The sequence below is a fragment of the Elioraea tepida genome, assembly GCF_019203965.1.
In the GTDB taxonomy this organism is placed as follows: domain Bacteria; phylum Pseudomonadota; class Alphaproteobacteria; order Acetobacterales; family Acetobacteraceae; genus Elioraea_A; species Elioraea_A tepida.
The window spans coordinates 1,431,413-1,457,816 of record NZ_CP076448.1 but is presented as its reverse complement, the minus strand read 5'-3'; the positions used below and the strand labels follow the sequence as shown (position 1 = coordinate 1,457,816).

Annotated in this window: 30 protein-coding genes and 1 riboswitch; of the genes, 17 read left to right on the top strand and 13 right to left on the bottom strand. The window is 72.0% G+C overall.

The features are described 5' to 3' along the window. The first annotated feature begins 5 nt into the window (after positions 1 to 5). Complete coding sequence (locus tag KO353_RS07030) at positions 6 to 1,364, top strand: metal ABC transporter permease (RefSeq protein ID WP_218286992.1); 1,359 nt, start codon at positions 6 to 8, stop codon at positions 1,362 to 1,364. Continuing rightward, entirely contained in the window at positions 1,361 to 2,305 is a 945-nt protein-coding gene (locus KO353_RS07025) for a metal ABC transporter permease (RefSeq protein WP_218286991.1), read from the top strand. The genes KO353_RS07030 and KO353_RS07025 overlap by 4 nt, the downstream gene beginning before the upstream one ends. On the opposite strand, the gene KO353_RS07020 is transcribed toward KO353_RS07025, so the two are convergent. The 4 genes from KO353_RS07020 to KO353_RS07005 all read right to left on the bottom strand — a co-directional run bounded on the left by KO353_RS07020 (position 2,271) and on the right by KO353_RS07005 (position 5,502). Beyond that, positions 2,271 to 2,966, bottom strand: a complete 696-nt coding sequence (locus KO353_RS07020) for a class I SAM-dependent methyltransferase (protein ID WP_218287291.1) — start codon at positions 2,964 to 2,966, stop codon at positions 2,271 to 2,273. The genes KO353_RS07025 and KO353_RS07020 overlap by 35 nt on opposite strands. 51 nt (positions 2,967 to 3,017) lie before the next feature. Further along, positions 3,018 to 3,899, bottom strand: coding sequence for a DMT family transporter (locus KO353_RS07015; RefSeq protein WP_218286990.1), 882 nt, complete (start codon positions 3,897 to 3,899; stop codon positions 3,018 to 3,020). A 40-nt stretch (positions 3,900 to 3,939) separates the two neighbouring features. Next, the gene (locus KO353_RS07010; RefSeq protein ID WP_218286989.1) at positions 3,940 to 4,422 is read right to left on the bottom strand and encodes a GcrA family cell cycle regulator; all 483 of its coding nucleotides are present in this window, start codon (positions 4,420 to 4,422) and stop codon (positions 3,940 to 3,942) included. Positions 4,423 to 4,551: 129 nt separating this feature from the next. Further along, on the bottom strand, positions 4,552 to 5,502 hold the full coding sequence (locus KO353_RS07005; protein ID WP_218286988.1) for an acetamidase/formamidase family protein: 951 nt from the start codon (positions 5,500 to 5,502) through the stop codon (positions 4,552 to 4,554). Positions 5,503 to 5,697: 195 nt separating this feature from the next. Between KO353_RS07005 and KO353_RS07000 the strand changes: the two genes are divergently transcribed. From KO353_RS07000 to KO353_RS06985, 4 genes are read left to right on the top strand one after another with little or no spacing between them, the layout of a single operon-like run. Beyond that, positions 5,698 to 6,153 carry a methylated-DNA--[protein]-cysteine S-methyltransferase gene (locus KO353_RS07000; RefSeq protein WP_218286987.1) on the top strand — a complete coding sequence of 152 codons (456 nt, stop codon included), beginning with the start codon at positions 5,698 to 5,700 and terminating at the stop codon, positions 6,151 to 6,153. Between the two features lie 57 nt (positions 6,154 to 6,210). Next, positions 6,211 to 7,188 (top strand): quinone oxidoreductase family protein, encoded by a 978-nt coding sequence (locus tag KO353_RS06995; RefSeq protein ID WP_218286986.1) that lies wholly within the window; start codon positions 6,211 to 6,213, stop codon positions 7,186 to 7,188. A gap of 4 nt (positions 7,189 to 7,192) precedes the next feature. Beyond that, a complete protein-coding gene (locus tag KO353_RS06990) occupies positions 7,193 to 7,660 on the top strand; it encodes a cupin domain-containing protein (protein WP_218286985.1) in 468 nt (155 codons plus the stop codon). 38 nt (positions 7,661 to 7,698) lie between these two features. Then, on the top strand, positions 7,699 to 8,319 hold the full coding sequence (locus KO353_RS06985) for an RluA family pseudouridine synthase (RefSeq protein ID WP_328774515.1): 621 nt from the start codon (positions 7,699 to 7,701) through the stop codon (positions 8,317 to 8,319). A 124-nt stretch (positions 8,320 to 8,443) separates the two neighbouring features. Here the strand turns inward: KO353_RS06985 and metE are convergent, their stop codons facing one another. From metE to KO353_RS06950, 7 genes are all read right to left on the bottom strand, one after another. Beyond that, positions 8,444 to 10,759: a 5-methyltetrahydropteroyltriglutamate--homocysteine S-methyltransferase gene (gene metE, locus KO353_RS06980; protein WP_218286983.1), complete on the bottom strand. Its 2,316-nt coding sequence runs from the start codon at positions 10,757 to 10,759 to the stop codon at positions 8,444 to 8,446. 64 nt (positions 10,760 to 10,823) lie between these two features. Beyond that, positions 10,824 to 11,049, bottom strand: a riboswitch (cobalamin riboswitch). A 340-nt stretch (positions 11,050 to 11,389) separates the two neighbouring features. Next, positions 11,390 to 12,184 carry an FkbM family methyltransferase gene (locus tag KO353_RS06975; RefSeq protein ID WP_218286982.1) on the bottom strand — a complete coding sequence of 265 codons (795 nt, stop codon included), beginning with the start codon at positions 12,182 to 12,184 and terminating at the stop codon, positions 11,390 to 11,392. Continuing rightward, positions 12,181 to 12,321, bottom strand: a complete 141-nt coding sequence (locus KO353_RS06970; protein ID WP_218286981.1) for a hypothetical protein — start codon at positions 12,319 to 12,321, stop codon at positions 12,181 to 12,183. Before KO353_RS06970 ends, KO353_RS06975 begins: the two co-directional genes overlap by 4 nt. Positions 12,322 to 12,338: 17 nt before the next feature. Continuing rightward, positions 12,339 to 13,853: a tripartite tricarboxylate transporter permease gene (locus KO353_RS06965; RefSeq protein WP_218286980.1), complete on the bottom strand. Its 1,515-nt coding sequence runs from the start codon at positions 13,851 to 13,853 to the stop codon at positions 12,339 to 12,341. Between the two features lie 7 nt (positions 13,854 to 13,860). Next, positions 13,861 to 14,334 (bottom strand): tripartite tricarboxylate transporter TctB family protein, encoded by a 474-nt coding sequence (locus KO353_RS06960; protein WP_218286979.1) that lies wholly within the window; start codon positions 14,332 to 14,334, stop codon positions 13,861 to 13,863. A gap of 23 nt (positions 14,335 to 14,357) precedes the next feature. After that, complete coding sequence (locus KO353_RS06955; RefSeq protein ID WP_218286978.1) at positions 14,358 to 15,083, bottom strand: type 2 periplasmic-binding domain-containing protein; 726 nt, start codon at positions 15,081 to 15,083, stop codon at positions 14,358 to 14,360. Further along, positions 15,084 to 15,242 (bottom strand): tripartite tricarboxylate transporter substrate-binding protein, encoded by a 159-nt coding sequence (locus KO353_RS06950; RefSeq protein ID WP_218286977.1) that lies wholly within the window; start codon positions 15,240 to 15,242, stop codon positions 15,084 to 15,086. It abuts the gene before it with no gap. A gap of 455 nt (positions 15,243 to 15,697) precedes the next feature. Here KO353_RS06950 and KO353_RS16720 point away from each other — a divergent pair, with 455 nt between their 5' ends. Both KO353_RS16720 and KO353_RS16715 read left to right on the top strand, forming a co-directional pair. After that, positions 15,698 to 16,090, top strand: coding sequence for an SDR family NAD(P)-dependent oxidoreductase (locus KO353_RS16720; protein ID WP_218286976.1), 393 nt, complete (start codon positions 15,698 to 15,700; stop codon positions 16,088 to 16,090). Then, positions 16,087 to 16,461, top strand: coding sequence for an SDR family oxidoreductase (locus KO353_RS16715; protein WP_218286975.1), 375 nt, complete (start codon positions 16,087 to 16,089; stop codon positions 16,459 to 16,461). Before KO353_RS16720 ends, KO353_RS16715 begins: the two co-directional genes overlap by 4 nt. Before the next feature lie 133 nt (positions 16,462 to 16,594). Here KO353_RS16715 and KO353_RS06935 read toward each other — a convergent pair whose 3' ends face one another. Further along, on the bottom strand, positions 16,595 to 17,290 hold the full coding sequence (locus KO353_RS06935) for an FCD domain-containing protein (protein WP_218286974.1): 696 nt from the start codon (positions 17,288 to 17,290) through the stop codon (positions 16,595 to 16,597). 105 nt (positions 17,291 to 17,395) lie between these two features. Here KO353_RS06935 and KO353_RS06930 point away from each other — a divergent pair, with 105 nt between their 5' ends. Genes KO353_RS06930 through KO353_RS06895 form a run of 8 tightly spaced genes read left to right on the top strand, consistent with a single transcriptional unit; the run spans position 17,396 to position 25,218 of the window. Beyond that, positions 17,396 to 18,589, top strand: coding sequence for a CaiB/BaiF CoA transferase family protein (locus tag KO353_RS06930; RefSeq protein WP_218286973.1), 1,194 nt, complete (start codon positions 17,396 to 17,398; stop codon positions 18,587 to 18,589). An 11-nt stretch (positions 18,590 to 18,600) separates the two neighbouring features. Further along, complete coding sequence (locus KO353_RS06925; RefSeq protein WP_218286972.1) at positions 18,601 to 19,407, top strand: enoyl-CoA hydratase; 807 nt, start codon at positions 18,601 to 18,603, stop codon at positions 19,405 to 19,407. 49 nt (positions 19,408 to 19,456) lie between these two features. Beyond that, on the top strand, positions 19,457 to 20,422 hold the full coding sequence (locus KO353_RS06920) for a tripartite tricarboxylate transporter substrate binding protein (protein ID WP_218286971.1): 966 nt from the start codon (positions 19,457 to 19,459) through the stop codon (positions 20,420 to 20,422). Then, on the top strand, positions 20,419 to 20,871 hold the full coding sequence (locus tag KO353_RS06915; RefSeq protein WP_218286970.1) for a tripartite tricarboxylate transporter TctB family protein: 453 nt from the start codon (positions 20,419 to 20,421) through the stop codon (positions 20,869 to 20,871). The genes KO353_RS06920 and KO353_RS06915 overlap by 4 nt, the downstream gene beginning before the upstream one ends. A 33-nt stretch (positions 20,872 to 20,904) precedes the next feature. Beyond that, positions 20,905 to 22,335, top strand: coding sequence for a tripartite tricarboxylate transporter permease (locus KO353_RS06910; protein ID WP_218286969.1), 1,431 nt, complete (start codon positions 20,905 to 20,907; stop codon positions 22,333 to 22,335). Then, complete coding sequence (locus tag KO353_RS06905) at positions 22,332 to 23,678, top strand: MmgE/PrpD family protein (RefSeq protein ID WP_218286968.1); 1,347 nt, start codon at positions 22,332 to 22,334, stop codon at positions 23,676 to 23,678. The genes KO353_RS06910 and KO353_RS06905 overlap by 4 nt, the downstream gene beginning before the upstream one ends. 12 nt (positions 23,679 to 23,690) lie before the next feature. Next, positions 23,691 to 24,455: a 3-oxoacyl-ACP reductase FabG gene (fabG, locus tag KO353_RS06900; protein ID WP_218286967.1), complete on the top strand. Its 765-nt coding sequence runs from the start codon at positions 23,691 to 23,693 to the stop codon at positions 24,453 to 24,455. A 7-nt stretch (positions 24,456 to 24,462) separates the two neighbouring features. After that, on the top strand, positions 24,463 to 25,218 hold the full coding sequence (locus KO353_RS06895) for a sulfite exporter TauE/SafE family protein (RefSeq protein WP_218286966.1): 756 nt from the start codon (positions 24,463 to 24,465) through the stop codon (positions 25,216 to 25,218). Here the strand turns inward: KO353_RS06895 and KO353_RS06890 are convergent. Next, positions 25,198 to 25,770 (bottom strand): demethoxyubiquinone hydroxylase family protein, encoded by a 573-nt coding sequence (locus KO353_RS06890; protein WP_218286965.1) that lies wholly within the window; start codon positions 25,768 to 25,770, stop codon positions 25,198 to 25,200. The genes KO353_RS06895 and KO353_RS06890 overlap by 21 nt on opposite strands. A gap of 94 nt (positions 25,771 to 25,864) precedes the next feature. Between KO353_RS06890 and KO353_RS06885 the strand changes: the two genes are divergently transcribed. Beyond that, on the top strand, positions 25,865 to 26,248 hold the full coding sequence (locus KO353_RS06885; RefSeq protein ID WP_218286964.1) for a thiol-disulfide oxidoreductase DCC family protein: 384 nt from the start codon (positions 25,865 to 25,867) through the stop codon (positions 26,246 to 26,248). Positions 26,249 to 26,404: the final 156 nt, after the last annotated feature.

Genomic DNA, 26,404 nt, shown 5'->3' with positions numbered 1-26,404 from the left:
ACGCCATGGTCGCGGCCGACGATTTCCTCGCCGCGCTCGGCCTCGGGCTCGGCCACAACGCCACCGTGGTCGTGCTTGGCTGCGCCGCGTTCGGGCTCGCCGCCGGTCTCGTCGGCTGCTTCGTGCTCCTGCGCGGCCGGGCGCTGATCGCCGATGTCGCCGCGCACGCCACCCTGCCCGGGGTCGCCGCCGCCTTCATCGGGGCGACTCTCGCCGGCGCCGATCCGCGCAACCTGTGGCTCCTGATGGCAGGTGGGGCGGCATCGGCCGCGCTGGGCACGCTCGCGGTGCGCGCCGCCACGGCGACAGGGCGGGTGCGCGACGATGCGGCGATGGCGCTCGTGCTCTCGGCGGGCTTTGGCCTCGGCGTGGTGCTGATGTCGGTGGTGCAGTCGCGTCCCACCGGCGGCCAGGCGGGGCTTGCGCACTTCATCCTCGGCCAGGCGGCCGGCATGGCCGAGGCGGAAGCGAGGGCGCTCGGCGTGCTCGCCGCCGGCGCGGTGGCGATGGTGCTTCTGCTGTTCAATCCGCTGCGCACGCTCTGTTTCGACGAGGCCTTCGCCGCCGCCACCGGGCTTCCGGTTCGCCTGCTCGATCTCGCTCTGATGGCGCTGATGCTGCTCGTCGCCGTGGCGGGCCTGCGCGCGGTCGGGCTGATCCTCGTCGTCGCGCTGATGGTGATCCCGGCGGTGACGGCGCGACTCGTGACCGATCGGCTCGGGGTGATGGCCGCGCTCGCCTCGCTGTTCGGCGCGGTCTCCGGCTGGGTGGGTGCCGCTCTCTCCGCCGCCGCGCCGGGTCTGCCGACCGGGGCGGTCGTCACCCTCGTCGCCTGCGCCCTGTTCGTCGCCGCACTTCTGCTCTCGCCCGGGCGCGGCGTGCTCGCCGCGCTCCTCCGCCATGCCCGGCTGTCTTGGCGCATCGCGCGCGACCACTTCCTCCGCGGCGCCTGGGAGGAGCTTGAGCGCCAGCGCCTCGGACCGGACGGCGCCTTCGCCGCGGCGGCGGTGGCCGAGGCCTGGGGCTGGGGCCCGGCGCGCCTCGCCCTGGTGACCTGCGCCGCCCGCGCCGCCGGCCTTCTCACGCCCGCAGGGGAGCCCGGGTTCCTGCGGCTCACGGAGGAGGGCACCGCGCTCGCCCGGGGGGTCGTGCGCCGCCACAGGGTGTGGGAGATCTACCTCACCCGTGCGGGCGGGGTGCGCGCCTTCGCCGCCCATCGCGGCGCCGACCTGATCGAGCACACGCTTCCCCCCGAGGTGGAGGCGGAGGTCGAAGCCTGGCTTGCCGCGGCCGACCCGGCGCTCGCGCGGGAGCCCGTGCCGCCGCCGGTCGAGGGGTCTCTGGGCCACGGAGCGCGGGCATGACGCTTGCCGAGTTCTTCCAGCTCGACCTCGTGCCGATGCTCGCCGCCCTGCTCAGCTGCGTCACCTGCGGCCTGCTCGGCACGCTTCTTTTGCTCACCCGCAACAGCATGATGGGCGATGCGATCAGCCACGCCGTGCTTCCCGGCATCGCCGCGGGCTTCTGGCTCACCGGCACCCGGGCCGCCCTGCCGATGGTGGCGGGAGCGATCGCCGCCGCCGTGCTCGCGGTGGCGTTGATCGGCCTGATCCGTCGGCTGGCGCGGCTCGAGGCCGGAGCGGCGATGGGGGTGGTCTTCTCGGGCCTGTTCGCCCTCGGCCTGTTGATGCTCGTCTGGTCCGGCGCCGAGCGGGTCGATCTCGACCTCGACTGCGTCCTGTTCGGCATCCTCGAGACCCTCGTCTGGCCCGAGGCGACCGGGTTCGGAAGCCTCCTCGACGCCGAGGCGCTCGCCGCTCTGCCGCCCGAGCTCATGCTGCTTGCGGCGATCTTCGCCGTCACGCTGCTCGTGCTCGCCCTGTTGTGGAAGGAGCTTCGGCTTGCCGCCTTCGACCCCGGTTTCGGCAGGGTGATCGGGTTCGACCCGCGGCCCGTCCGCGCGCTTCTGATGCTTCTGATCGCCGCTGCCTGCGTGGCGTCGTTCTGGGCGGTGGGGTCGATCCTGGTGATCGCCGCGCTGATCGGCCCGGCGGCGATCGCCCGTCTCCTGACCGACCGCTATGCGATGACGTTCGTGCTTGCCGCCGCCGCGGGTGCGGGCATCGCGCTGGCCGGCTATGGGGCGGCCGCGCTCCTGCCTGCCGCTCTCGGCGCCGCGCAGGGGTTCAACGCGGCCGGAATGATTGCGGTGATGGCGGGGCTCGGTTTCGCTCTCGCCGCCGCCGTCTCGCCGTTCCGCGCCTCCGCCTTCAGGCGGCGTCGCGCGGGAGCGTCACGAGGGTGAACAGGCCGAAGGGCGGGCAGGGCTCGAAACGCGCCGCCGCCATCTGTCCAGGCGTGAGCACGCTCTCCATCGCAAAATCCGGGTGCCAGCCGAGGATCCGGCTGAGAGGGGCCATCGCCCGCTCGATGCCGCGGCGCAGACCCGGCGGGGCGAGGAAGTGGTTCACCATCAGGATCGTTCCGCCGGGGCGGACCACGCGGCGCATCTCCGCCATCAGCCGGCGCGGGTTCGGCACGACGGAGGCGACGAACATCGCCACCGCCGCATCGAAACTGGCCTCTGGAAAGGTCATCGCCTCGGCGTCCATCTCGTGGAGCCCCTCGATGGTGGCGGCGACACCCGCCCGCACGCGACGCTCCGCGACCGCGAGCATCTCGGGGCTGAGATCGATTCCCGTGACGCGCTTGCCGGCCGCGTAATGCGGCAGGGCAAGCCCGGTGCCCACCCCGACCTCGAGGATTCGCTCGGCCGGAAGAGCGTTGATCGCGGCCACCGCGCGCATCCGCCCCGGCTTCGACACGAGGCCGAACACGCTGTCGTAGACGCCGGCCCAGCGCCGGTATGCGGCGCGGACCGAGGCGGCGTCGAGCGGGCGCGCCGGGGCCGCCGGCGCCTGGCCGCCGGCCCTGCCGCCCTCGCGCTGGTCGATCGTGGCTGGCATGGTGCGCATGCGCCTACTCCCGCGCGCGCCCGGGCGCAATGCCCCTTCCGGTCACGCCTGCTTGGCCGCGCCCCGCGTCTCGGCCCAGAGCACGAACAGCCCGCCCGCGGCGACGACGACCGCGCCGGCCACCGCCACAGCGTCGGGGAGTTCGCCGAACAGAAGAAAGCCCGCGAGTGTGGCCCAGACCATCTGTGTATAGGCGAAGGGCGCGAGCACCGAGGCCTGCGCCCGCTGATACGCGAGGATCAGCAGGAAATGCCCAACCCCGCCGAGCATGCCAAGCAGAGCGAGAAGCGCCCACCCGCCCGCACTCGGCCACACCCAGACGAACGGCACGACGAGGCTGGTGACACCCGTCGCCGCGACGCCGGTGTGGAAGATCGTGGTGAAGGCGTCGTCGATCCCCGCAAGCCGGCGCGTCAGGACCGAATAGACGGCGAACACGGCCGCGGTCACGAGCACGAACAGGGCGGCCGGATGCGTCACCCCGGCACCCGGCCGCAGGATGATCAGCACGCCCGCGAAGCCGACGAGGATCCCCGTCCAGCGCTGCCAGCCGACGCGCTCCTTAAGCATCCGCGCGGCGAGTAGCGTCACGATCAGCGGCGAGACGAAGCCGATCGCCACGCATTCGGCGAGCGGCACGTGCACGAGCGCGGCGGTGAAGAACAGGTTCGCCGCGGCGAGACAGAGCGAGCGCACGACCTGAAGCCGCGCCGCGCCGGTGCGCGGCGGCAGACGCCGGCCCATCAGACGCAGCGCTGCCGAGACGATCAGCATGTGGAACAGGAACCGCGCCCAGAGCACCTGCAGCACCGGCAGGGACTGGACCGAGGCCTTGATCGCGCTGTCCATCAGAACGAACAGGAACAAGGCCCCGAGCATCAGGGCGATGCCAAGCACCGGCCGATCGGCCGGCTTGACGGTCATCGCCCGGCCTGCCGTTGGCCGGCCGGGCGGTCAGCGTCGCTCAGGCGGCGTCCTCGCGCCGGTCGGGCTTGGCGCGGACATAAGCGAGCGCGGCATGCTCCTCGCAGTAGGGCTTCCCGGGGAGCGCCGGTGCCGAGCAGAAGCGGAAGCCAGGCTTGCCCGGTTCGCCGATCGGCCAGCAGCAGGTGGCGCTTCCCGTCCGCAGCGGCGCGGGCCGCGGCGTCGGCTCGACGCGGCTCGGGGCGACGGCCGGCGGCCGCTGCCCGACCGGGCCGGGCAGCACGGGCAGGATCGGCACCGGCCGCGGCATCGCTGGCCTCGGCGCAGGGCGCGGCGCGCGCGGCACCGCTGGCGCCCCGGGGCTGCGCCGGATCGGCGAGGGGCGCGCGGCGAGATTGAGCCGGTGCGCCTTGCCGACCACGGCGTTCTTTGAGATGCCCATCCGCCGGCCGATCTCGGCCGTCGAGTGCCCCTCCGCCCAGAGCCGGCGAAGGGTTGCGATCGCCTCCTCGGTCCACTCCATCGCTTGGGCTCCCATCCAGCCGTCCGCTACCACATACGGTATCAGTTCGGCACAGGACCCCACAACCGGTAGTAATCGCCTCCCGGCGAGAAAGTTGTGGACAACTCCCGCCCACGCGGACGGGCGCCGCTAGAGAAGGTCCTTGCGGAGCATCCCGTGCACGCCCTTGATGCCGTTGACCGTCTGCGTGACGTGGAAATCGACCGCGAGGGAGCAGAGCTGGTAGGCGTCGAGCGGCGAGAGGTTCGACCGTGAAGCGATGAAGGCGATCATCTCGCGCAGGGCCTGTTTCATCGCGAGGTCGAGGTCCTCGTTCAGCCCCATCGAGATGTAGTGGGTCGGCGTCTCGGCACGGGGGAAGGAGAGCAGGGGCGCGCTGCCCTGCTTCTTGTGCAGGATGAAGGTGAGGGTGCCGTCGAGGCACATCTCGAGGGCGGTGAGGCACACCTCGCCGTCGCCCTGCACGCCGTGGCCGTCGCCGACCGAGAACTTTGCCCCGGGCACCCAGACCGGCAGGAACAGGGTCGATCCGGCGACGAGCTCCTTGTTGTCGAGATTGCCCGCATGCTCGCGCGGGGGATTTGAGGCGATCCGCCCGTACGCGGGCGGCGGGGCCACCCCCATCACCCCGAAGAAGGGGCGGAGCGGGAGTTCGGTTCCCCAGGGCAGCCGGCAGGTGTTGCGCGCGCGGTCGACCGGGATGTGGAGAACGCGGCTGAGCGGGAAGTCCTCCGGCAGGGTTCCCGAGAGCGGACGGACCAGGCAGAACCCCCAGTCCGCGCCTGGGCGGATCGCCTCGATCCGAACCTCGAGCATGTCGCCCGGCTCGGCGCCCTCGATCGCGATCGGCCCGGTGAGGATGTGCGCGCCAAGCTCCGGCGCGAGCGTCTCGTTGATCGCCGCGAGCGCCGGCGGGATCGCGAGCCCGCTTTCGGGCGGCGGCAGAGCCGCGTCACGCCCCGAGACGCAGCTGACATCGACCGTATCGCCGGAGGCGATGGTCAGCACCGGCTGCAGGGACGAGTCGAAGTAGCCCCAGTGAACGGTCTCGGGCGAGGCGTCGAGGCGGTGGCGTGCCATGGCGTCTCCGGCGTCGAGGCGTGTCGCAGTCTGCCGCATCGCAGCAAGCACCTTAGGCCCCGTCAAGCCGCCGGAGCCATCCCGGACGCGAGCCCTGGGCGGCAGGGTGGCGACTTGACGCCCCGCTCGCCTGGGCGCGAAATCCCCCCGCCATGCGCCGCCCCGGAGGACGGCCCTGGCCCAGATGGGGAAGCCGTGCCGCACCTTTCGCTGCACTCGCCGTTCGGCGAACTCACCGTCTTCGAGGAGGGCGGCTCCATCATCGCGCTCGAATGGGGCCGCGGCGCCGGCAGCGGCGAGCGGACGCCGGTGCTGGTCGAGGCGAAGCGGCAGCTCGAAGCCTATTTCGACGATCCCCGCACGTGCTTCGACCTGCCGCTCGCGCCGGCGGGAACGCCGTTCCAGCGCCGCGTCTGGGAGGCGATGCGCGCCATTCCCCCGGGCCAGACGATGCGCTACGGGGAAATCGCCGCCCGCCTCGGCAGCTCCGCCCGCGCCGTCGGCGCCGCCTGCGGTGCGAACCCGATCCCGATCATCATCCCCTGCCATCGCGTCGTCGGCAGCGCCTCTCTCGGCGGCTACTCGGGCGGTGCGGGGCTCGACACGAAACGCCACCTGCTCGCCCTCGAGCAGGTCCTCCCGCCTGTCTGACCGGCCGGCCTGACCGCGAAACGAGAGAACGACCACAACCTGCACCGGGAGCCTGCGATGAATCACGCCATCCGAATCCACGAGCACGGCGGCCCCGAGGTTCTGCGCTGGGAGGAGGTGCCGATGCCCTCGCCCGGCCCCGGCGAGGCGCTCGTCAAGCATGCGGCCGTCGGCCTCAACTACATCGACATCTATTTCCGCACCGGCCTCTACAAGCCGCCCGCCCTGCCCGCGACCATCGGCATGGAGGGGGCCGGCACGGTCGAGGCGGTGGGCGAGGGCGTGACCGACCTCAAGCCGGGCGACCGTGTCGCCTACGCCACCGCCCCGATCGGCGCCTACGCCCAGTACCGCACGCTGAAGGCCGACCGTCTCGTCAAGCTGCCCGACGCGATCGGGTTCGAGATGGCGGCGGCGATGATGCTCCAGGGCATGACGGCCGAGTATTTGCTGCGCCGGACCTTCAAGGTTCAGCCGGGCCAGACCATCCTGATCCACGCTGCCGCCGGTGGGGTCGGGCTGATCATGTGCCAGTGGGCGAAGCATCTCGGCGCGACGGTGATCGGCACCGTGAGCTCGGACGAGAAGGCGGCGCTCGCCAAGGCGCATGGCTGCGACCACCCGATCGTCTACACGCGCGAGGACTTCCAGGCGCGGGTGAAGGAGATCACCGGCGGCAAGATGCTGCCTGTCGTCTATGACAGCGTCGGGCGCGAGACCTTCATGAAGTCGCTCGACTGTCTCGCCCCGCTCGGCCTGATGGTGTCCTTCGGCAACGCCTCCGGTGCCGTGCCGCCGTTCGAGATCGGCCTGCTCGCGGCGAAGGGGTCGCTGTTCCTCACCCGCCCAACGCTCGCGAGCTACACTGCCAAGCGCGAGGACCTCGCCGCCTCCGCCGCCGCCCTGTTTGAGGTCGTGCAAAAAGGAGCGGTGAAGATCGAGGTGAACCAGCGCTTCCCGCTCAAGGACGCGGCGGAGGCGCACCGCGCCCTCGAGGGGCGGCGCACCACCGGCTCGACGGTCCTCATCCCCTGAGGCGATGGCGCGCGCGATCCCCGTCGACGCGGTCGAGGAGCGGAGCGGCTCGGCCTACCCCGAGCCGTTCCGCGCGAGCGTGGCGGGGCGGCACGTGCGCCGGCTCGGCGACGCCTTGGGCCTCGGCCAGTTCGGGGTGAACCTCGTCCGCCTCTCTCCTGGTGCGGCGAGCGCGCTCCGCCACGCCCACAGCGCCGAGGACGAGTTCGTGCTCGTTCTCGAGGGGGTGCTCACCCTGGTCACCGATGACGGGGAGCAGGAGGTCGGCCCCGGCATGGCCGTCGGCGTCCCGGCAGGGACCGGCGATGCGCACCACCTCGTAAACCGGAGCGATTCGTTGGGGCTGTTCCCCGTCGTCGGCACGCGGGCGACGGAGCGCGACGTCGTCACCTATCCGGACGACGATCTCCGTGCCGAGCCTGGCCCGGACGGCGGGAGACGCTTCACCCGAGCGGACGGAACGCCCTGGTAGGGAAGCCCGAGCTTCTCTTCCGCGACGAGGCGGTGCTCGTGATCGACAAGCCCGCGGGCCTCCCCACGCATCCCGGCCCGCGCGCCCGAGCCTCGGTGGAGGACTGGCTCGAGGAGTTCCGTTTCGGCAAGCGCCGCCGGCCGGAGCCGGCGCACCGGCTCGACACCGACACGGCCGGCTGCCTCGTGTTGGGCCGAACGCGCCCGGCGCTTGCCGCGCTCGGGCGGCTGTTCGCTGAGGGCCGGATCGGCAGGACCTACTGGGCGGTCGTTCGCGGCGGGCCCGAAGCGGAGGCGGGGGAGATCGCGCTGCCGCTTGCGAAGGTGAGCACGCGCGCGGGCGGGTGGCGGGTTCTGCCCGACCCGCGCGGCCAGCCGGCGGTGACGGCCTGGCGCGTGCTCGGCCGCGGTGGGGGGATCACTTGGCTCGCGCTCGCGCCGCGCACGGGCAGGACGCACCAGCTCCGCGTCCATTGTGCCGCGTCGGGCTTCCCGATCCTCGGCGACCGGCTGCATGGCGCGGCGGCTGAGGAGGGACTGCAGCTTCTCGCGCGCAGCGTGACGATCCCGGGCTGGGCCGGGCGCCAGACGATCACGGTCGAGGCGCCCGTGCCGGCGCACATGGTGGAGGCGCTCTCGGCCTGCGGCTGGAAGGGGTAAGGTGGCGCCCGCCCGCGCGGCGCGGTGCCGCCGCTGCCGCGGTTGCTGGGCCGCTGCGCGTCGTTCCAGACCGCACGTCGCGTGGGAGCCCCGCGCCCTGCGATCCAGGGCGCGGGGCTTTTGGTCACGTCAGTTCGGCACGCAGTTTCCGAGCGGCGTTCACCAGGTTGAACATCGCGGGCTTGACCTCACTCCAGCTGCGTGTCTTGAGGCCGCAATCGGGGTTCACCCACAGCCGCTCGACGGGAATACGATTGGTCGCGCGGCGCAACAGCCCAGCCATCTCCTCGGCCGTGGGAACGCGGGGCGAATGGATGTCCCATACGCCCGGCCCGATCTCGTTCGGGTAGTTGAAGTCCAGAAAGGCCTCAAGCAGCTCCATGTTGCTGCGCGCGGTCTCGATCGAGATCACGTCGGCGTCCATCGCCGCGATATCGGCGATGATGTCGTTGAACTCGCTGTAGCACATGTGGGTGTGGATCTGAGTGTCGTCGCGCACCACGCTCGAGGCGAGGCGGAAGCAGGCGACGGCCCAGCGGAGATAGTCGGCACGGTCCGCCATGCGCAGCGGCAGCCCCTCCCGGAAGGCCGGCTCGTCGATTTGGATGATCGGGATGCCGGCGGCCTCGAGGTCAGCCACCTCGTCGCGGAGCGCGAGCGCGATCTGCCGGCAAATGGTTTCGCGCGGGATGTCGGTGCGCGCGAAGGACCATTGCAGCATTGTCACGGGCCCGGTCAGCATGCCCTTCATCGGCCTGTCCGTCAGCGACTGCGCGTAGGCCGACCAGCGGACGGTCATCGGGGCGGGGCGCGAGACGTCCGCCCAGATGATCGGCGGGGCGACGCAGCGGCTGCCGTAGGATTGCACCCAGCCGTGCTTCGTGAAAGCGAAGCCAGAGAGTTGTTCGCCGAAGTACTTCACCATGTCGTTGCGCTCGAACTCGCCATGGACCGGTACGTCCACACCGATCTCCTCCTGCCAGCGCACCGCGTCGGCGATCAGGCGTTCGATCTCGGCCTCGTAACCTTCCTGGTCGAGTTCGCCGCGGGCGAGGCGTGCGCGCAGCGCCCGGACCTCGGTCGTCTGGGGGAAGGAGCCGATGGACGTCACCGGCAGCTTCGGTAGGCGGAGCCGCGCGGCCTGCGCGATGGCGCGCACCGGATAGGCGCTGGCCCGTCGCTCCATCTCCGGCGTGATGGCAGCGAGGCGCGCAGCGACCGCCGGATCGTGCAGCCGGGCATCCTGGCGGGCCTCGGCGAGCACCCGGTCGCTCTCCTCGAACGCGGCCGCGACGGCCTGCTCGCCCTCGTCCACGGCGCGCGCCAGGATGGCGACCTCCTTCAGCTTCTCGTTGGCGAAGGCGAGGCGGCGCTTCAGCGCTGGGTCGAGCGTGGTCTCCATCGCGACGCTGTGCGGCACGTGAAGCAGCGAGCAAGAGGGCGCGACCATCAGCCGCCTGCCGAAGCCCGCCGCCTCGGCGGCGCGGAGCTGCGCGAGCGCCCGGCGCAGGTCGGTGCGCCAGACATTGCGGCCGTCCACGACGCCAAGAGAGAGCCAGCGATCCTTCGGGAGTGCATCCAGCACGTCGTCGAGCTGCCAGGGCGCGCGGACGAGATCCACATGCAAGCCAGCGACCGGCAGCGAGGTAGCCAGCGCGAGATTGTCGCGCAGGCCCTCGAAATAGGTGGTCAGCAGCAGGTTCAGCCCCGGCGCGGCATCCGCAAGCGCACGAAAGCCGGTGCGATAGGCCTCCGCAGCGCCGGGCGGGAGGTCCATGACGAGGCAGGGTTCGTCGATCTGTACCCAGGCGGCGCCGGCTTCGGCGATGCCGCGCAACCCCTCAGCGTAGGCCGGCAGCAGGGCGGGCAGAAGCTCGAGCGGGCGCGATCCGTCCTCGGTCTTGGACAAGAGGAGGAACGAGACCGGGCCAAGCAGAACGGGGCGCGTGCGCGTGCCATGCGCCACCCCGTCGGCATAAGCCTCGGCCCAGCGGTTGTGCAGCAGGCGAAAGCGCATTCGCGCCGAGAGGCGCGGCACGAGGTAGTGGTAGTTGGTGTCGAACCACTTCGTCATCTCGAGCGCCGTGGCCGTGCCGGGGATGCCCGCCTCCCGCTCCGCCGCGGTGCCGCGCGCACCGCGCGCGAGCGCGAAGATCGTTGCGAGCCCGGCGGGCCCGTGGCCCGACCAGCCATAGCCCTCGGGGATGGCGGCGAAGGCGCAGGCAGTCTCGAGCACGTGGTCGTAGAGAGCGAAATCGCCCGAGGGGATATGGCTGATGCCGCTGCCCTGCTGGACCGCGCGCGCGCCGGCGCGCAGCGCGGTTACGGTAGCGAGCAGGTCGGCTTCGGTGGACTTGCCGGCCCAGAAGGCTTCGAGGGCGGTCTTGAGTTCGCGGCGTGGCCCGATGCGCGGGTAGCCGAGATTGCTGGCGATCGTCATCGCAGTCGGTCTCCGTCTCCCGGTGCACCCAGCCCGGTCGAAAGGGTGGCGCGCTCCCGCAGTAACGGGCTGCACGGCGTCGGCAGGTCTCCTGGCTCGCGGGTGCTGGGCTCGCGCCCGTCATCGCCGGTCCGGTCTTCCCGTGCCGTGGCACAGTGACGCCTCCGACGGAGGCTTGGACCGGCGACTTCCCGCCGACAGTTGCTGGGGCAGCGTCCGACTTGGGGGCATTCCCCGTACGGACTTCCCTCTTCGCCCGCTCGCGCGGGACCGACGCCTCATAAAGTTATCCTTATATCTTTTATCGATCAAGTGCCGCGGTCGAGCAAAGGCGAAGCCCCTCGCAGCGCACGCTCTTCCGCCAGCCGAACACCCGTCCGGCTGGGCAGCCGCCAGGCGACGCCAGCCGAAGCCGGAATCCCCGTTCCCTCGACAGCCCCTGAGGCGTGGCCGCCAGAGGACGCGCGGGCAAGCCCGGCCGCGACCGCCCGCGCGGACAACTCGCTCGACAGGCGAGATGCGATGCGCGAAGCCTGGCCGCGCCTCACCGCGTCGCCCCCTTTGCAGCGCGGCGGCTTTGCCGCGGTTCCGTGGTCAGCGAGGCACCGGCAGCGCTCGCAGCCGCAGGGGTTACGCTCTGCCGGCCGGCGTCAGCCGACGCTGCGAACGATCGCCCGCCACGCTTCGGAGTGGGGGATCGGTCAGTTCGGTCCGGTCGGGCGTGGCGAACAGATAGTCGCCATCGCCGCGGAAGCCGTCGTCCCACGCCGGCTCGCCGAGGCGCCGGCCGCGATAGCCGAGCGGCGCCAGAAGCGACCAGATCGCGTCCGGGGTCTCGCCCGCGCGCGCGAGCGAGGCTGAGGAAATCTCGAGCAACAGGACCGGGCGGAAGCGCTCGAGCAGGCGCCGCGCTCCCCGGAGCGCGTGCACCTCGAACCCCTCGATGTCGCATTTGACCAGATCGATGCGCGCGAGCCGAAAGCGGTCCGCGATCGCGTCCAGCGTCTCCACCGCAACGGCGTCCGACCGGTGCGCCGCGCGGTCGACCCGCCGCGCGAAGCTCGCCAAGCCGAACCCGACGGCACCGGACGGCTTGATCGGGGTCAGAAGCGTGGCCGTTCCCGGAGCGTCCGAGACACCGACCGGCACGATCTCGACCTGACGGAGCCGCCGCAGCGCGACCACGAGGCGCAGGATCCCAAGCGCGTAGGGGGATGGCTCGATGGCGAGGATCCGGCCGCGCGGAGCAAGCCGCGCAAAGAGCTTGGTGAACTGGCCGGCATGGGCGCCGACATCGAGGATGACGGCATCGGAGGCGACGACCGGCCGCAGCAGCGGCAGAAGATCGCGATGGTGCTGTTGCGTCACCGCCTTGACGATGTGTGCGACACGGTCGAGCCGGCCGCGCAGGGTCGGACGGATCACGACCCGGCCTGAAGGCGGACGGCCGCGGCACAGGCGACGTCGGTCGGCGCGCCGGCCCCGGCGGGCAGGTCGCCCCACGTCCGTTGCACCCGGTAGCGCGCCGGGCCGAGCGCGACGATCAGGCTCTCCTCTAGCATCATCCCCTCCCGCCAGGTCAGCCTGGCGTGATCAGATCTTCGGTGCGCCGCAGGCGGCGGTCGCGCCACGCGGTGGCGGCGAGCGAGGCAATCATTAGCACGACAATCACGAGCGCCGCCGGGTGCTCGAGGATCTCAGCCGGGTCGCCTCCCGAGAGCTGCCAAGCGCGCAGGAGCGCGGTCTCGATCAGCTGCCCGAGCAGGAGCCCGACGACGACCGCGGCGACCGGGTAGCCCGCCGAGGACATCAGCCAGCCGAGCACGGCGAAGACGAACAACGTCACGGGCCCGGCGATCGAGCCCTCGATCGCGAAGGCGCCCATGGTCGCGAGCACGAGCACGCAGGCGATGAGGACGCGGAGCGGCAGCCGCATGATCGCGCTTGCCGCGAACACGAAGCCGGTGCCGACGACGAGCAGGAGCAGGGCTTGGGCGAAGTTCGACAGGATGATGGCGTAGACGAGGTCGCGGTTCTGGTCCATGAACCGAGGCCCCCCCACCACGTTGTGCATCGCGAAGGCGGCGAGCAGGATCGCCGTCGCCCCGCCGCCCGGGATGCCGAGGGCGAGCATCGTCGCCATCGCCCCGCCCTCGGAGGAGGAGTTCGCGCTCTCCGACGCGATCACGCCTTCTGGGTTGCCCTTGCCGAAACTGTCCCGGTCCTCGGACACGCGCCGCGCCTCGGCATAGGAGAGCAGGTTCGAGATTGAGGACCCCACCCCCGGGGTGGCGCCGACGAGCGCGCCGATGATCGACCCGCGCAGGAGCGTCTTCGGGTGCCGCAGCGCCAGCGCCCCGCCGGCGAGGATGCGCGCGAGGCTGATCCTGCGGTCCTCCTTCGCCTCGACGAGGAAGCGCGTGTTCACGAGCGCGAAGAGCTGGCTCGCCGCGAGCAGGCCCACCATGGCCGGGATGGTGGGCACGCCGTCGAGCAGCCCGGGGATGCCCGCGGTGCCGCGCAGATAGCCCGCGGTGTTCATGCCGACGGTTCCGATCAGGATGCCGATCGCTGCGGCGAACAGCCCGCGCGCGAGCGACGACCCGCCGAGCGAGCCGAGCAGAGCCAGGCCCCAGATCGCGATCGCCGCCATCTCGAATGGCCCGATCTTGAGCACGAGCTCAGCGATCGGCTGCACGAGCACGAACAGCACGGCACAGCTTCCGAGCACGCCGAGGCAGGAGGCGACGAGGGCGAGGCCGAGCGCCTCGTTGTGCCGGCCCTGCCGCGCCATCGGGTAGCCGTCGAAGGTGGTCGCCACCGCCGAGGAGGTGCCGGGGATGTTCATCAGCACCGCCGGCACCGAGCCGCCGAAGCCCGCGCCGGTGTAGACCGAGGCGAGGAAGATGATCGCCGGCAAAACCTCCATGTCGAGCGTCGCCGGCAGCACAAGCGCCATCGCCCTCGAGACGGAGATGCCCGGCATGGCGCCGAACACGAGGCCGATCAGGAGGCCCGGAACGACCCAGATCCAGGCCTCGAGCGAGCCCGCGAGCAGCGTGACAGCCGAGCCGGCGGCGTCGAGGTCGATCATCGCGGCCTCAGAGCACGGCCGTCGGGAACGGGTAGGGGATCAGGGCGCGGAAGCCGAGGATCACCGCCGCGGCGAAGGCGAGCGGGAACAGCACGAGCCAGAGCGGCCGGCGCTCGCCGCCGACGAACAGCCCCGCGGCGACGAACAGAGCCATCGCGACGTCGTAGCCGATGCGCTCGAGCGCGAGGATGAAGAGGCCGAACGCCGCCACCATCGCGAGCGTGCGCAGCCGGCCGGCCCGATCGCCCGCGGCCGCTGGCGCGGCGTCCGCTCCCCGGCGGAGGCAGCCCGCCGCGATCACCGCCCACAGCACGAGGACGAGGATCGCCGTCGGCTGGACGAGCAGGAGGTTGTTGACGGAGAGCGAGACCGAGCGGGCATCGATCAGGTAGGCGAGCGCGAGGGCGGCGAGTGCCGTGACGAGGGCGAGCTCGCCCCAGGCGATCCGGCGCAGCCTGCCTTCCCTGTCTGCCCCCTGCAACGACGCCCCCGCGCGAGGCCGCGTCAGGCGCCCTTGAGGAGATCGGCGTAGTTCTGCATCAGCGCGGCGCTGCGCAGATAGGCGGCGTTCGAGGCCTCCGGCCCGTACCAGGTGGTGGCGAGCTGCTGCCCCTTCAGCGCGGCGAGGCACTCGGGGTCCTTCGTCGTTCGCTCGATCACCTGCTCGAGGAAACGGTAGCGTTCGGGCGCGCGCTCGCGGAAGCGTCGCGTCACCACGAAGCCGCGCTGCGAGCCGTCGACGAACTCGGGCGCGAAGCCGTTCGCCTTTGCGTAGTCGGTGATCAGCCTCGCCTCCTCGAAGCCTTCCACCTTCTCCTCGGCGAAGACGAGCAGAGGACGGATCCGATCCTTCACCGGCAGGAAGCCCTCGCCGCCGACGAGGCCGATGTCGACATGCCCGCCCATCGTCGCGGTCCGCGCCGGGCCGCCGCCGTCATAGGTGACGATGCGCATCCGCGACCGGTCGATTCCGGAGGCCTGCATCAGGAGGGCGAGGTTCACGAGGTCGGCCGAGGCGGGCTGGATGCCGACGCTGAGGCTGCGCGGGTCGCGCCGCAGCTGCGCGATCGCCTCCTCGATCGTCGCGATCGGCTTCGTCGTCGCGGTGGCGACGAGCGTGGCGTCGCGCGAGGGCAGGTTAATCATCCAGAAGTCTTCGGCCTTGTAGGTGGCGTTTCGGGTGATGATCGAGAGCGGAATGAACGGCCCGGCCGAGTGCACCATCACCATCTAGCCGTCGTCCGGCTGCTGCAGGTCGTACATGTTGCCGAGCATCGTTCCGCCGCCGGGGCGATTCTGGACCACCACGGGCTGGCCGAAATGCTTCTGCAGGAACGGCGCGATCGCGCGCGCGTAGCGGTCGTTGTAGCCGCCCGTGGCGAAGGGCACGAGGATGGTCAGCGGGCGGTCGGGATAGGCCTGGGCGCGGAGGACCCGCGGGGCGGCGAGCGATGCCGCAGTCGCGGCGATGAGCAGCCTCCGGCGCCGGAGCGTCCTCCGTGGTGCGGCTATGCGCGTTTCTCCGCCATCTTGGCCCAGGGCTTGAGTTCCCTCTCGCGCCAGCCTTGAGCCGCTCGCGTGTCAACCGTCAACGCGCGGGGCCGTGCAGCCTAGCGCGTGCGCGAGGCTGGGCTTCGTCCGCGGTGCTCTCATGTCTGATGTGTTGACCGTTGACAGGCTAAGGGTTGGCGTCGAGCGTCCTGCTCCTGGCGCGGCGGTGGCCGGCCTCCGCGCTGGGTCGGGATGCCGGCATCGGCGTGCTCGTCACCCGGCCTGCCGCTCCGACGGGCGGTTCGGTGATCGCGAGGGAGGGGGAAATAGATCTCGGGTTTGCAGATCGGCGCGTGCTCGTGGCCGGCGCCTCGGCCGGAATCGGGCTTGCCACCGCGCGGCTCCTCGCCTCGGAAGGCGCGCGCGTGGCGATGGCGTCGCGGAGCGTGCCTGCGCTCGCCACGGCGGCGGAGGCGATCGCCCGCGAGACTGGCAACGCAGCCGTGCCGCTCGCCGCCGACCTCACGGTCGCGGGCGAGGCGGATCGCCTCGTCACCGCAACGATCGCTGCGCTCGGTGGCCTCGATTCGCTGATCGACTGCGTCGGCGGCTCGGTCCGGTCCGCCTTCGAGGCGCTCTCCGACGAGGACTGGCTCGCCAACTACACCTTCAACGTGCTCTCCGCCGTGCGGCTGGTGCGCGCCGCCCTGCCGGCTCTTCGCAAGGCACCGACCCGGCGATCGTGATCCTCGGCGCCGCCTCGGGCCGGCAGCCGCACCCGCACCAGATCGTGTCGAACGTGCACAAGGCGGGGCTGCTCGGCCTCGTCAAGACGCTCGCGGGCGAGCTCGCGCCTGAGGGGATACGGGTCAACGCCGTGGCACCCGGCCGGACGCTGACGCGGCTGTGGACCGAGCGTGCCGAACGGCTAGCGGCGGAGCGCGGCGTGCCGGCTGACGCGATCATCGCCGAGTTCGCGCGCGAGATCCCGCTCGGCCGCTTCGGCACGCCCGAGGAGGTGGCGACGATGGTGGTGTGGCTCGCCTCGCCGCGTGCCGCCTACGTCACCGGCCAGACCGTCAATGTCGATGGCGGCATCGCCAAGGGGCTGCCCTGAGCCTCGCGGCCCGCGAACGGACGGGAACGCCGTCCGCACGGAGCATCGGCAGCGCCGTGGCGCCGCTTCGGGACGTCAGCCGAACGCGGTCGGCCGCAGGCGGCGCGGGCGGGCCTGTCGCGGCCGCCCGACCTCAGCCGGCCCCCGTCGCCGCCACCGCGTCGAGGAAGCGGCGACGGCCGGCGACGATGTGCTCCTCGCCGACGCGCCGCGCCGCCTCGACATCGCCGCGGCGGATCGCGTCCAGGATCGCCGCGTGCTCGGCGTTGCTCTCGGCCATGTTGCGCGGGGTGAACAGGCTGCGCCGCCGGCAGAGATGGCTCTCCTTGACGAGCGCGTCATACATCGCCTTGGCGCGCGCATTGCCCGCGAACTGCATCAGCCGGTCGTGGAACTCGAGGTTGATCGCATAGTAGAGCGCCTGGTCGCCGTCTACCGCGGCGCGCTCCATCCGCTCCACGAGGGCGGCGAGCTCCGCCCGCTGCTCGGCGGTCGAGGCGGCGGCGAGGCGGGCGCAGGCGAAGCCGGTGATCAGCCCGCGCATCTCGTAGAGCTCGAGCGCCTGCTCGACCGACACCTCGCGCACATAGACGCCGCGGTTGACGCGCGCCTCGACGAGCCCCGCGCGCTCGAGCCCGCGCAGGGCCTCGCGCACCGGCCCGCGGCTCACCCGAAGCCGCTGCGCGACGTGCTGCTCGTTGATCCGCTCCCCGGGCTTGATCTCGCCCGCGAGGATCAGGCGTTCGAGCTCGCGCTGCACCAGGGTGGTGAGCGACTGGGTGCGGACGATGTCGATCGGTCCGGCCGGGACCGGTGGCGTGTCGAGCATGCGCTGCGATGTGCCATCTGCCGGCGCCTCACGCAAACTGTTGACAGTTTACAGGTGCGGATAACGGTGCTAGACGAATCGCAGAAACCAAGCGGGGCGTCCAGCATGTCACTCCCTCTGGCCTCGGAAGCGCTCGCCGGCCTTCGCGTTCTCGATCTCACGCGCGTCCGCTCCGGCCCGACCTGCGTCCGCCAGCTCGCCGACTGGGGGGCGGACGTGATCAAGATCGAGATGCCCGAGGGTCTCGAGGCGGGCGACCAGCTGGGCGGCCCGCGCCACGGACCCGACTTCCAGAACCTGCACCGCAACAAGCGCTCGATCACGCTGAACCTGAAGGCGCCGGAGGGGGTGGCGATCCTCAAGCGTCTGGTCGAGCGGGCCGACGTTCTGGTCGAGAACTTTCGCCCCGACGTCAAGTTCCGCCTCGGCATCGACTACGCGAGCCTCGCCGCGATCAACCCGTGCCTCATCTACGCCTCGATCTCCGGCTTCGGCCAGGACGGCCCATATGCGGAACGACCCGGCTTCGACCAGATCGCCCAGGGGATGGGGGGGCTGATGAGCATCACCGGCCTGCCCGGCCAGGGGCCGGTGCGCGCCGGCATCCCGATCGCCGATCTCTGCGCCGGCATCTTCTGCGCCCAAGGGATCCTGCTCGCTCTCATCGAGCGGCAGAGGAGCGGCAAGGGCCAGTGGGTTCAGACCTCGCTCCTGCAGGCCCAGGTGTTCATGCTCGATTTCCAGGCCGCCCGCTTCCTCGTCGACGGCGAGGTGCCGAAACAGGCCGGCAACAACCACCCGACCTCGATCCCGACCGGCGTCTACCCGACCGCCGACGGCCACATCAACGTCGCCGTCGCGGGCGGCAAGATCTGGGAGCGGTTCTGCAAGGCGCTCGGGCGCGAGGACTGGATCACCACTCCGGCCTACGCCACGGCAGCGGAACGGTCGCGCAACCGCGACGCGCTCAACGCCGAGATCGGCGCGGTGCTGAAGACGAACACCTCGGCGCACTGGGTCGCGGCTCTGAACGAGGCCGGGGTGCCGGCAGGCCCGATCTACAACATCGCCGAGGTGTTCGCCGACCCGCAGGTGAAGCATCTCGGCCTCGCCGCGCCGGTGACGAGCCCGGTGCGCGGCAAGATCAACCTGGTCGCGCAGCCGATCCTGCTCTCCCGCACGCCCTCGCGCCTCGCCGCGCCGCCGCCCGAGCTCGGCGAGCACACGGAAGAGGTGCTCGCCGAACTCGGCTACGACGCCGGCGCCGTGGCCGACCTCCGCTCCCGGCAGATCGTCTGAGGACCGCAACGATGCCCGATGGCCTGAGGCTCACCACCGACAAGATGCTCGCCGCCAAGGCGGGCGGCATCGGCACCATGACCTTCAACAACCCGGAGCGGCGCAACGCCGTTTCGATGGAGATGTGGGAGGCGGCCGAGGCGATCCTCGCCGACTTCCGCGACGACCCCGAGGTGCGCGTCGTCGTCATCACCGGCGCCGGCGGCAAGGCCTTCGTCTCGGGGGCCGACATCTCGAAGTTCGAGAGCGAGCGGGCGAGCGAGGAGGCGGTGCGCGCCTATAACGCGCAGACCGAGCGCGTCTACGCCATGCTCCACGGCTTCCCCAAGCCGACGATCGCCGAGATCCATGGCGCCTGCGTCGGCGGCGGTACCGCTCTCGCCGTCTGCTGTGACCTGCGCTTCTGCGCCGAGGACAGCCGCTTCGGCATTCCGGCCGCGAAGCTCGGCCTCGGCTACGGCTACAGCGGCATGAAGCGTCTCGTCGACGTGATCGGCCCCGCCTTCGCCAAGGAGATGCTGTTCACCGCCCGGCTCTTCTCGGCCGAGGAGGCGCGGGCGATGGGCCTCGTCAACCGCGTGCTGCCTGATGCCGAGCTCGGCCCCTGCGTGGCCGAGTGCGCGGCGACGATCGTCGCGAACGCGCCGCTCACGGTCAGGGCCGCGAAGGCCGTCATCAACGAGGTGCTGAAGGACGAGAGCGCGCGCGATCGCGCCGCTGTCGACGCGCTGGTCGCCGCCTGCTTCGCCTCGGAGGACTACATCGAGGGCCGCCGCGCCTTCCTCGAGAAGCGCAAGCCGGTGTTCAAGGGGCGCTGACAAAACCACCGCCACGGGCGAAGCCCGAGGGGTGGAGAGGGAGGAAACGATGTTCACACGACGCTCACTCGCGGTCGCGGCCGCCGCCGTGCCGCTCGCCGCCCCTCGGGTACTTGCGCAGACGCGTTATCCCCTTCCCTCCGTCACCCTCGTGACCCATTCCTCGCCGGGAGGCGGCAGCGACGTTTTCTTGCGCGAGCTCATCAAGCACCTCACCCCTGTGATGGGCGTCTCGTTCGCGGTCGAGAACGTTCGCGGCGGGTCGGGAGCCACCGCGGTCGCACGGGTCGCGCGCGCGCAGCCGAACGGCGGCATGGTCTACGCGACCACGCCGACCTACATCCAGACGACGCTTCTGTCGCGCCCCGAGTTCGGCTACGACAGCCTCAACCCGCTCTCGATCGTCTTCCTCGACCCGCAGCTCATCTACACCCGCGTCCAGTCGCCTTTCCAGACGCTCGCCGAGGCGATGGACGCCGCGCGCGCAAGCCCGGGCCGGCAGCGCTGGGGCGCGGCGAACCCGGCCTCGCTCGAGCGGATCGCGCTTGAGCGTCTCAACCGGCTGGTCGGCGCGCGGGCGGCGGTGGTGCCGCACGAGGGCGGCGGCGACCTGATGATCAACGTGCTGAACGGCACGCTCGACCTCGGCATCGGGGAGATCCAGGAGATCAATGCCCAGGACGAGGCGGGCCGGATCCGCCTGCTCGGCGTGCTGACCGAGAGCCGGCTCGAGACGACCCCCTCGCTCGCGACCGCGCGCGAGCAGGGCATCGACCTCGTCGTCACCAAGTTCCGCGGCCTAGCCGGGCCGAAGGGCATGGCGGACGAGATCGCCGAGCTCTGGGCGGGCGCGCTGCGCACCGTGCTCGACAGCCCCGCTTATCGCGCCGTCTACGCCAAGGAGAGCCTCGTGCCGACGCCGCTTCTCCTGCCCCGGGCGGCGGCGCGCGAGTTCACCACCCGTGTGGCCACCGAGACCGCCTCCTCGCTGCGCGAGCTCGGCGTGGTGCGATGAGCCGCGCGGCCGACCTCGCGCTCGGCGCCTCAGCCCTCGCTCTCGCCGGCGGCTATGCCGCGATGGCCTCGGCGCTTCCGGTGAGCCTGCTGTCCGATTCGGTCGGCCCCGGCGGCGTGCCGCTGATGATCGCCGGGCTGATGGCGAGCGCGGGGGCTGTGCTGATGCTGCGGGCCGCCCTCGTCGCCCCTGGCGCGGCCAGCGAGCGGCCTCATCACCGCCGCACCGCCGGCCTCGCGGGCCTCGTTGCGCTCTACGTGCTCGCCGTGCCCCTGCTCGGCTACCCGCCCGCGCTCGGCCTGCTCGGCGCCGCCGTCGCCTGGTTCGCTGGGGCGCGCGGGGTCTCGCCCGCCCTGTTCGCGGCCGGCCTCGCCGGCGTCTTCTCGCTGATGTTCGTCGTCGTGCTCGGAATCCCGTTCCCGGTCGGCTCCCTGTTCGGCGGCCTCTGAGGCGGCCTGACACTCCTCTCCGCTGATGGTCTCGTGACCATCCTGTTCGCCTTCGCCGGCTGTCTCTGGGGGATCCTCGGCGGCGCGCTCCCCGGACTCTCGCCCTCGATCGCGATGGCGCTGCTCCTGCCCTTCACCTACGGGATGGAGCCTGTCCCGGCGATCGTGCTGCTCGCCTCCGTCTATGTCGGGGCGGAGTATGGCGGCTCGATCCGGGCAATCCTGATCCGAACGCCGGGAACGAACGCCTCCGCCGCGATCGCGCTCGACGGGTTCGAGATGGCGCGGCAGGGCCGCGGCGGCGAGGCACTCGGCATCTCGCTCGTCTCCGGCCTCGTCGGCGGGCTGTTCGGCCTCGCGGTGCTCGTGCTCGCGACCGAGCCGCTGGCGCGGCTCGCGCTCGCCTTCACGCCGGCGGCCTATTTCGCCCTCGCCGTGCTCGGCCTCTCCGTCATCGCCTCGCTCGCCGGCGGCTCGCTGACCAAGGGGCTGATCGGCGCCGGGCTCGGGCTGATGATCTCGACCGTCGGCACCGATCCCGTCTCCGGCGTCCCGCGCTTCACCTTCGCGACGCCTGAGCTCCTCGGCTGCATCCGGCCGATCCTCGTGATGGTCGGCCTGTTCGCGGTGGCGGAGATGCTGGTGCAGATCGGCGAGCCGGCCTGGGCGAGAGCCGAGGCGCGCGACACGCGGCTGACGCTTCCGGGCCTCTCGATGATGCGGAGGCTCCTGCTCGCGCAGGCGATCGGCTGCGGCATTGGCACCGTCGAGGGGGTGACGCCCGGCGCGGGCGGCACGATCGCGGCGTTCATGGCCTATAACGAGGCGCGCCGCAGGTCGAAGGAGCCGGAAGCCTTCGGCAAGGGGGCGCCCGAGGGCGTGGCGGCGCCGGAGGCGGCGAACAATGTCGTCACCGCCACCGCTCTCGTGCCGCTTCTCTCGCTCGGCATCCCCGGCTCCAACTCGGCAGCGGTCCTGCTCGGCGGCTTCTTGGTGCACGGTCTGACGCCAGGGCCGCTGCTGTTCGAGAAGGCGCCCAAAGTCGTGTGGGGACTCTATGGCGGCCTGCTCGCGGCGAACATCGCCATGCTTCTGCTCGGCCTCGTGATCCTCACCCCCGCGCTCTGGCTCGTGAACCGGCCGAAGCCCTACCTGCTCGCCGCCATCCTCTGCCTGATCGTGTCGGGCGTGTACGCGATCGAGCAGAGCCTGTTTGATGTCGGCCTCGTGCTCGGCTTCGGCGTTCTCGGCTACCTGCTTCGGCTTGCGGGCGTGCCGGTCCTGCCGCTCGTTCTCGGCGTCGTGCTCGGCTTCATGCTCGAGAGCAACTACCGCCGCAGCCTCGTCATCTCCGGCGGCGACCACGCCGTGTTCGTCGAGGACCCGGTGGCGGCCACCCTGCTCGCGGCCGCGGCAGCGCTCACCCTTTGGTCGCTTTGGTCCGAGTTCAGGAGGAAGACATGACGATCGCCGAACGGCTTGCGGCGGCGGCGGGCGCGGCGCGGCCGACGGAGGCGATGCGCGAGACCGCCGAGCGGCTCGTGCTCGACATCGCCGGCCTTTGCGTCGGAGCCCGGCGGGAGCGTTATGTCGCGGCGGTGCTCGACAGCGCCGAGGGCGCAGGCGCTTCGACCGTGATCGGCCACCCCCGCGCTCTCACCGCCCTCGATGCCGCCCTCGTCAACGGCACGGCGGCGCATGGCGAGGACTATGACGACACCCTCGAGGGCGGCCCGGTGCATGCGGGGGCGGTGGTGGTTCGCGCCGTTCTTGCGATTGCGGAACGTTTCGGGCTCTCTGGGGCGGATGGCTTCGCCGGCATCGCCGTCGGCGCGGAGGCGACGTGCCGGCTCTCAACGGTGGTGCCGAAGGCGGTGCGCAAGGCCGGCTTCCACCCGACCTCCGTGTTCGGCGCGATCGGCGCCGCCCTCGGGGCGGGCGTGGCGCTCCGGCTCCCCGCTGCGGCGCTTGCGCACGCGCTCGGCATCGCCGGCTCCTTCGCCTCCGGCATCATCGAGTATCTCGCCGACGGGTCGTGGACGAAGCGCGTCCACGCCGGCTGGGCGGCGCAGGCGGGGGTGCGCGCAGCACTGCTCGCACGCGGCGGCTTCGTCGGGCCGCTCACCGTGTTCGAGGGCAGGCACGGGCTGTTCAACGGCTCCGCGCACACGACCGAGGGAGACTGGGGCGCACTGCTCGACGGCTTCGGCGAGCGCTGGGTTGCCGAGACGATCGCGTTCAAGCCCTATGCCTGCGGCACCATGATCCACCCCTACATCGACTGCGCCCGACGCCTCGCCGCGCGCGGCATCGCCCCGGGGCGGATCGTCTCCATCACCTGCGAGATGGCGGAGGGGATCCTGCACAGGCTGTGGGAGCCGCTCGCGCTCAAGCGTGCGGTGCCGAACGCCTATGCGGCGAAGTTCTCGGTTCCCTACGGCATCGCCGCGGGCTTCCTGCTCGACGGCGCCTATCTCGACGCCTTCACCGAGGAGCGTGTGGCCGATGCGCGGCTGCGTGCGCTCGCGGCCAAGGTGTCCTACGTGGTCGACCCCGCGAACCCCTACCCGCGCGCCTTCACCGGGCATGTGCGGCAAGAGCTCGACGACGGAGCGGTCGTCGAGGAGAGGCAGCCGCATTTCCGCGGCGGCGCCTCCGAGCCGCTCACGCGCGAGGAGCTGGAGGCGAAGTGCGTCGCGAACTGTCGCCACGGCGGCTGGAGCGAGGACGAGGCGCGCGCCGTGCTCTCCCTCGCCCGGTCCGTGTTCGACGCGCCGCGCGTCGGTCTCTCCTCCCGTCGTCACTAAACCGGAACGACTATGACGCGCGAGCTCGAAGGGCGCGTCGCCCTCGTCACCGGAGCGGGCCGGAACATCGGCGCGGCGATCGCGCGCGACCTCGCCGACGCAGGGGCGGCGGTGGTGGTGAACGCGCGCCGGAACGCCGCCGAGGCCGAGGCGGTGGCCGCGGCGATCCGCTCGGCCGGGGGGCGCGCCGCCGTCGCGCTCGGCGACGTGGCCGACCCGGAAGCCGCCGCGGCGATGGTGCGCACCGCTCTCGAGGCCTTCGGCAGGCTCGACATCCTCGTCAACAACGCAGCGATCCGGCGCGAGGTCGCCTTCGAGGAGATGGACTTCGCCGCCTGGCGCGCGGTGCTCGACGTGTGCCTCGACGGCGCCTTCCACGTCACCAAGGCGGCGCTCGCTGCGCTCAAGGGCTCCGGCGCGGGAACGATCGTCAACATCGGCGGGCTCACCGGCCACACGGGGGCGCCGCACCGCGCGCATGTCGTCACCGCCAAGGCGGGGCTTGCGGGCTTCACCCGCGCGCTCGCGCATGACCTCGCGAGCTACGGCATCACCGTCAATCTTGTCGTTCCGGGAATGATCGCCACCGCCCGGGGCCCGGGCGGGTCGGCCACGCCTGGGGCGCCCGGGCATCGCGCCGGGCGGAAGACGCTCGTCGGCCGCGAGGGCACGCCGGAGGAGGTGGCCGCCGCCGTGCGCTATCTCTGCGGCCCCGGTGCGCGCTACGTCACCGGCCAGGCGATCCACGTCAACGGCGGGGCCTTCCTCGGCGGCTGAGGCGGCGATGCTCGAGCCGTGGCAGTGGGCCGCGGCGGTCGCGCTCGCGCTCGTCTCGGGCACGCTCTCTGGGCTCTCCGGCTTCGGCGCCGGGCTGATGATGTCGGCCTATCTCCTGCCCGTTCTTGGCGCGCGCATCGCCGTGCCGGTGCTCGCGGTGGCGATGGTGCTGACCAATGCCGGCCGGATCTGGGCCTTCCGGCAGGGGCTCTCGCTTCGCCGGGCGGTGCCGGTGCTTGCGGGCGTCCTGCCCGGTTCGCTCGCGGGCTCGGGCGCCTTCGCCGAACTCCCGGGCCCGATGGCCGATCTCGTCGTCGGGGCGTTCCTCATCGTCACCGTGCCGCTTCGGCGCGCTCTCGCCGGCCGTGCCGTTCTGGGCCACCCGGCGGTGCTGGCCGGTGGTGGCGCCGTGACGGGGATCCTCTCGGGGATGACCACGGGTGCGGGCGTGCTGCTCCTGCCGCTCCTGCTCGGGGCGGGCTTCTGTGGCCCTGCTCTGCTCGCGACCGAGTCCTTCGTCTCGGGAGCCATGCATCTCGTGCGCTGCATCGGCTATGGCTGGGCCGGCCTTCTGCCGCCCGATCTCGTCCTGCTCGGCCTCGCCTTGGGTGCGGCGACCGTTCCCGGCTCGCGGCTCGCCGCTCTCGTCGTCGCGCGGCTTGGGCCCGCGCGGCACACGCTCGTGCTCGAGGCGCTCGTCGTTCTCGTCGGGCTCGTGACGGTCGCGGTCGCGATCCGCGATCTAGAGGCGCCGCGCAGCTGAGACGGCGGCGGCCGACCCGGCGCCGACGAGCCACGACCAGAAGCGCAACAGCGCCCCTGGCGGCGCATCGCCCAGCCCGCGCGCCTCGTCGCGATGGTGCACCTCCTCGACGCGGCAGTGCTCGAGCAGGGCGCGGATGTCGGGGTGGATTCCCTCAGCGTCGAGCCGGTCGATCTGCGCCTGGTAGTGGTGGTCGACGAAGGTCTCGACCGCGTCGATCGTCGCATAGACGGCGCGCGGGCCGAACAGGGCCGGGATCGCGCCGGTGAGCCAGCCGGCGATGCGCCACAGCGGCAGAAGCCTGCTCCTCTGCCCGGGCGGCAGGAGCGCCTCGAGCAGGTCGAGATGGCCCTGCTCGGTGGCCTTGTGGCGCTCGCTGAAGGCGCGCACCGAGGCGTCGCGCGAGACGGCGAGGATGCCGCGGTAGATCATCACCGCTCCGGTCTCGCCCGCATGGTCGGAGCGGAGCTCGCCGACAAGCCAAGCGGGAAGGGCAGACGCAGGCGTGCTGACCCGGGGCGGGCTCGGCGCATGGCCGGTGGTGGCATTCATGGTCTGGTCCGTTCCGTTGACCTGCCCCGGAGATGGCGTGCGGTCGAGGCCGCGCAAGCCTTGGCGACCGCCGGCCAAGGCCCACCTCTCGCACATGGACACCACCCGCCCTGCCGCGACCGTGTACTACGACGGCGCCTGCCCGCTCTGCCGGCGCGAGATCGCGCACTATCGAAGCCGCGCAGGGGCGGAGGCGATCGCGTGGGTGGACGTCTCGTCCTGCCCGCCCGAGGCGCTCGGCCCCGGGCTCGAGCGCGAGGCGGCGCTCGCACGGATGCATGTGCGCGCGTCGGATGGAACGCTCGTGAGCGGCGCCCGCGCCTTCGCCGCTATCTGGAGCGCGCTTCCAGGGTTCCGCCTGCTCGGCCGTCTCGCCGCGAGCCGGCCTGTCGCGCCGGTCGCCGAACTCGCCTACCGGGTCTTCCTCCTGCTCCGGCGCGCCTGGCGTCGCCCGCCGCGTCGCCCCGGCCCCGGCTGATTTCCCGCCGCGTTGACGCGCCCGCCTGACCCTCGGCTAGTCTGCCCGCCGCAATGAGGAGCGGAGGGGTGCTCGACGGAACGGCAGCGGAGATCGGCGCACGGTGTCACGCGGCGGGACGTCGCGCGTGCACATCGGGTGCGGGCGTCGCGGGCT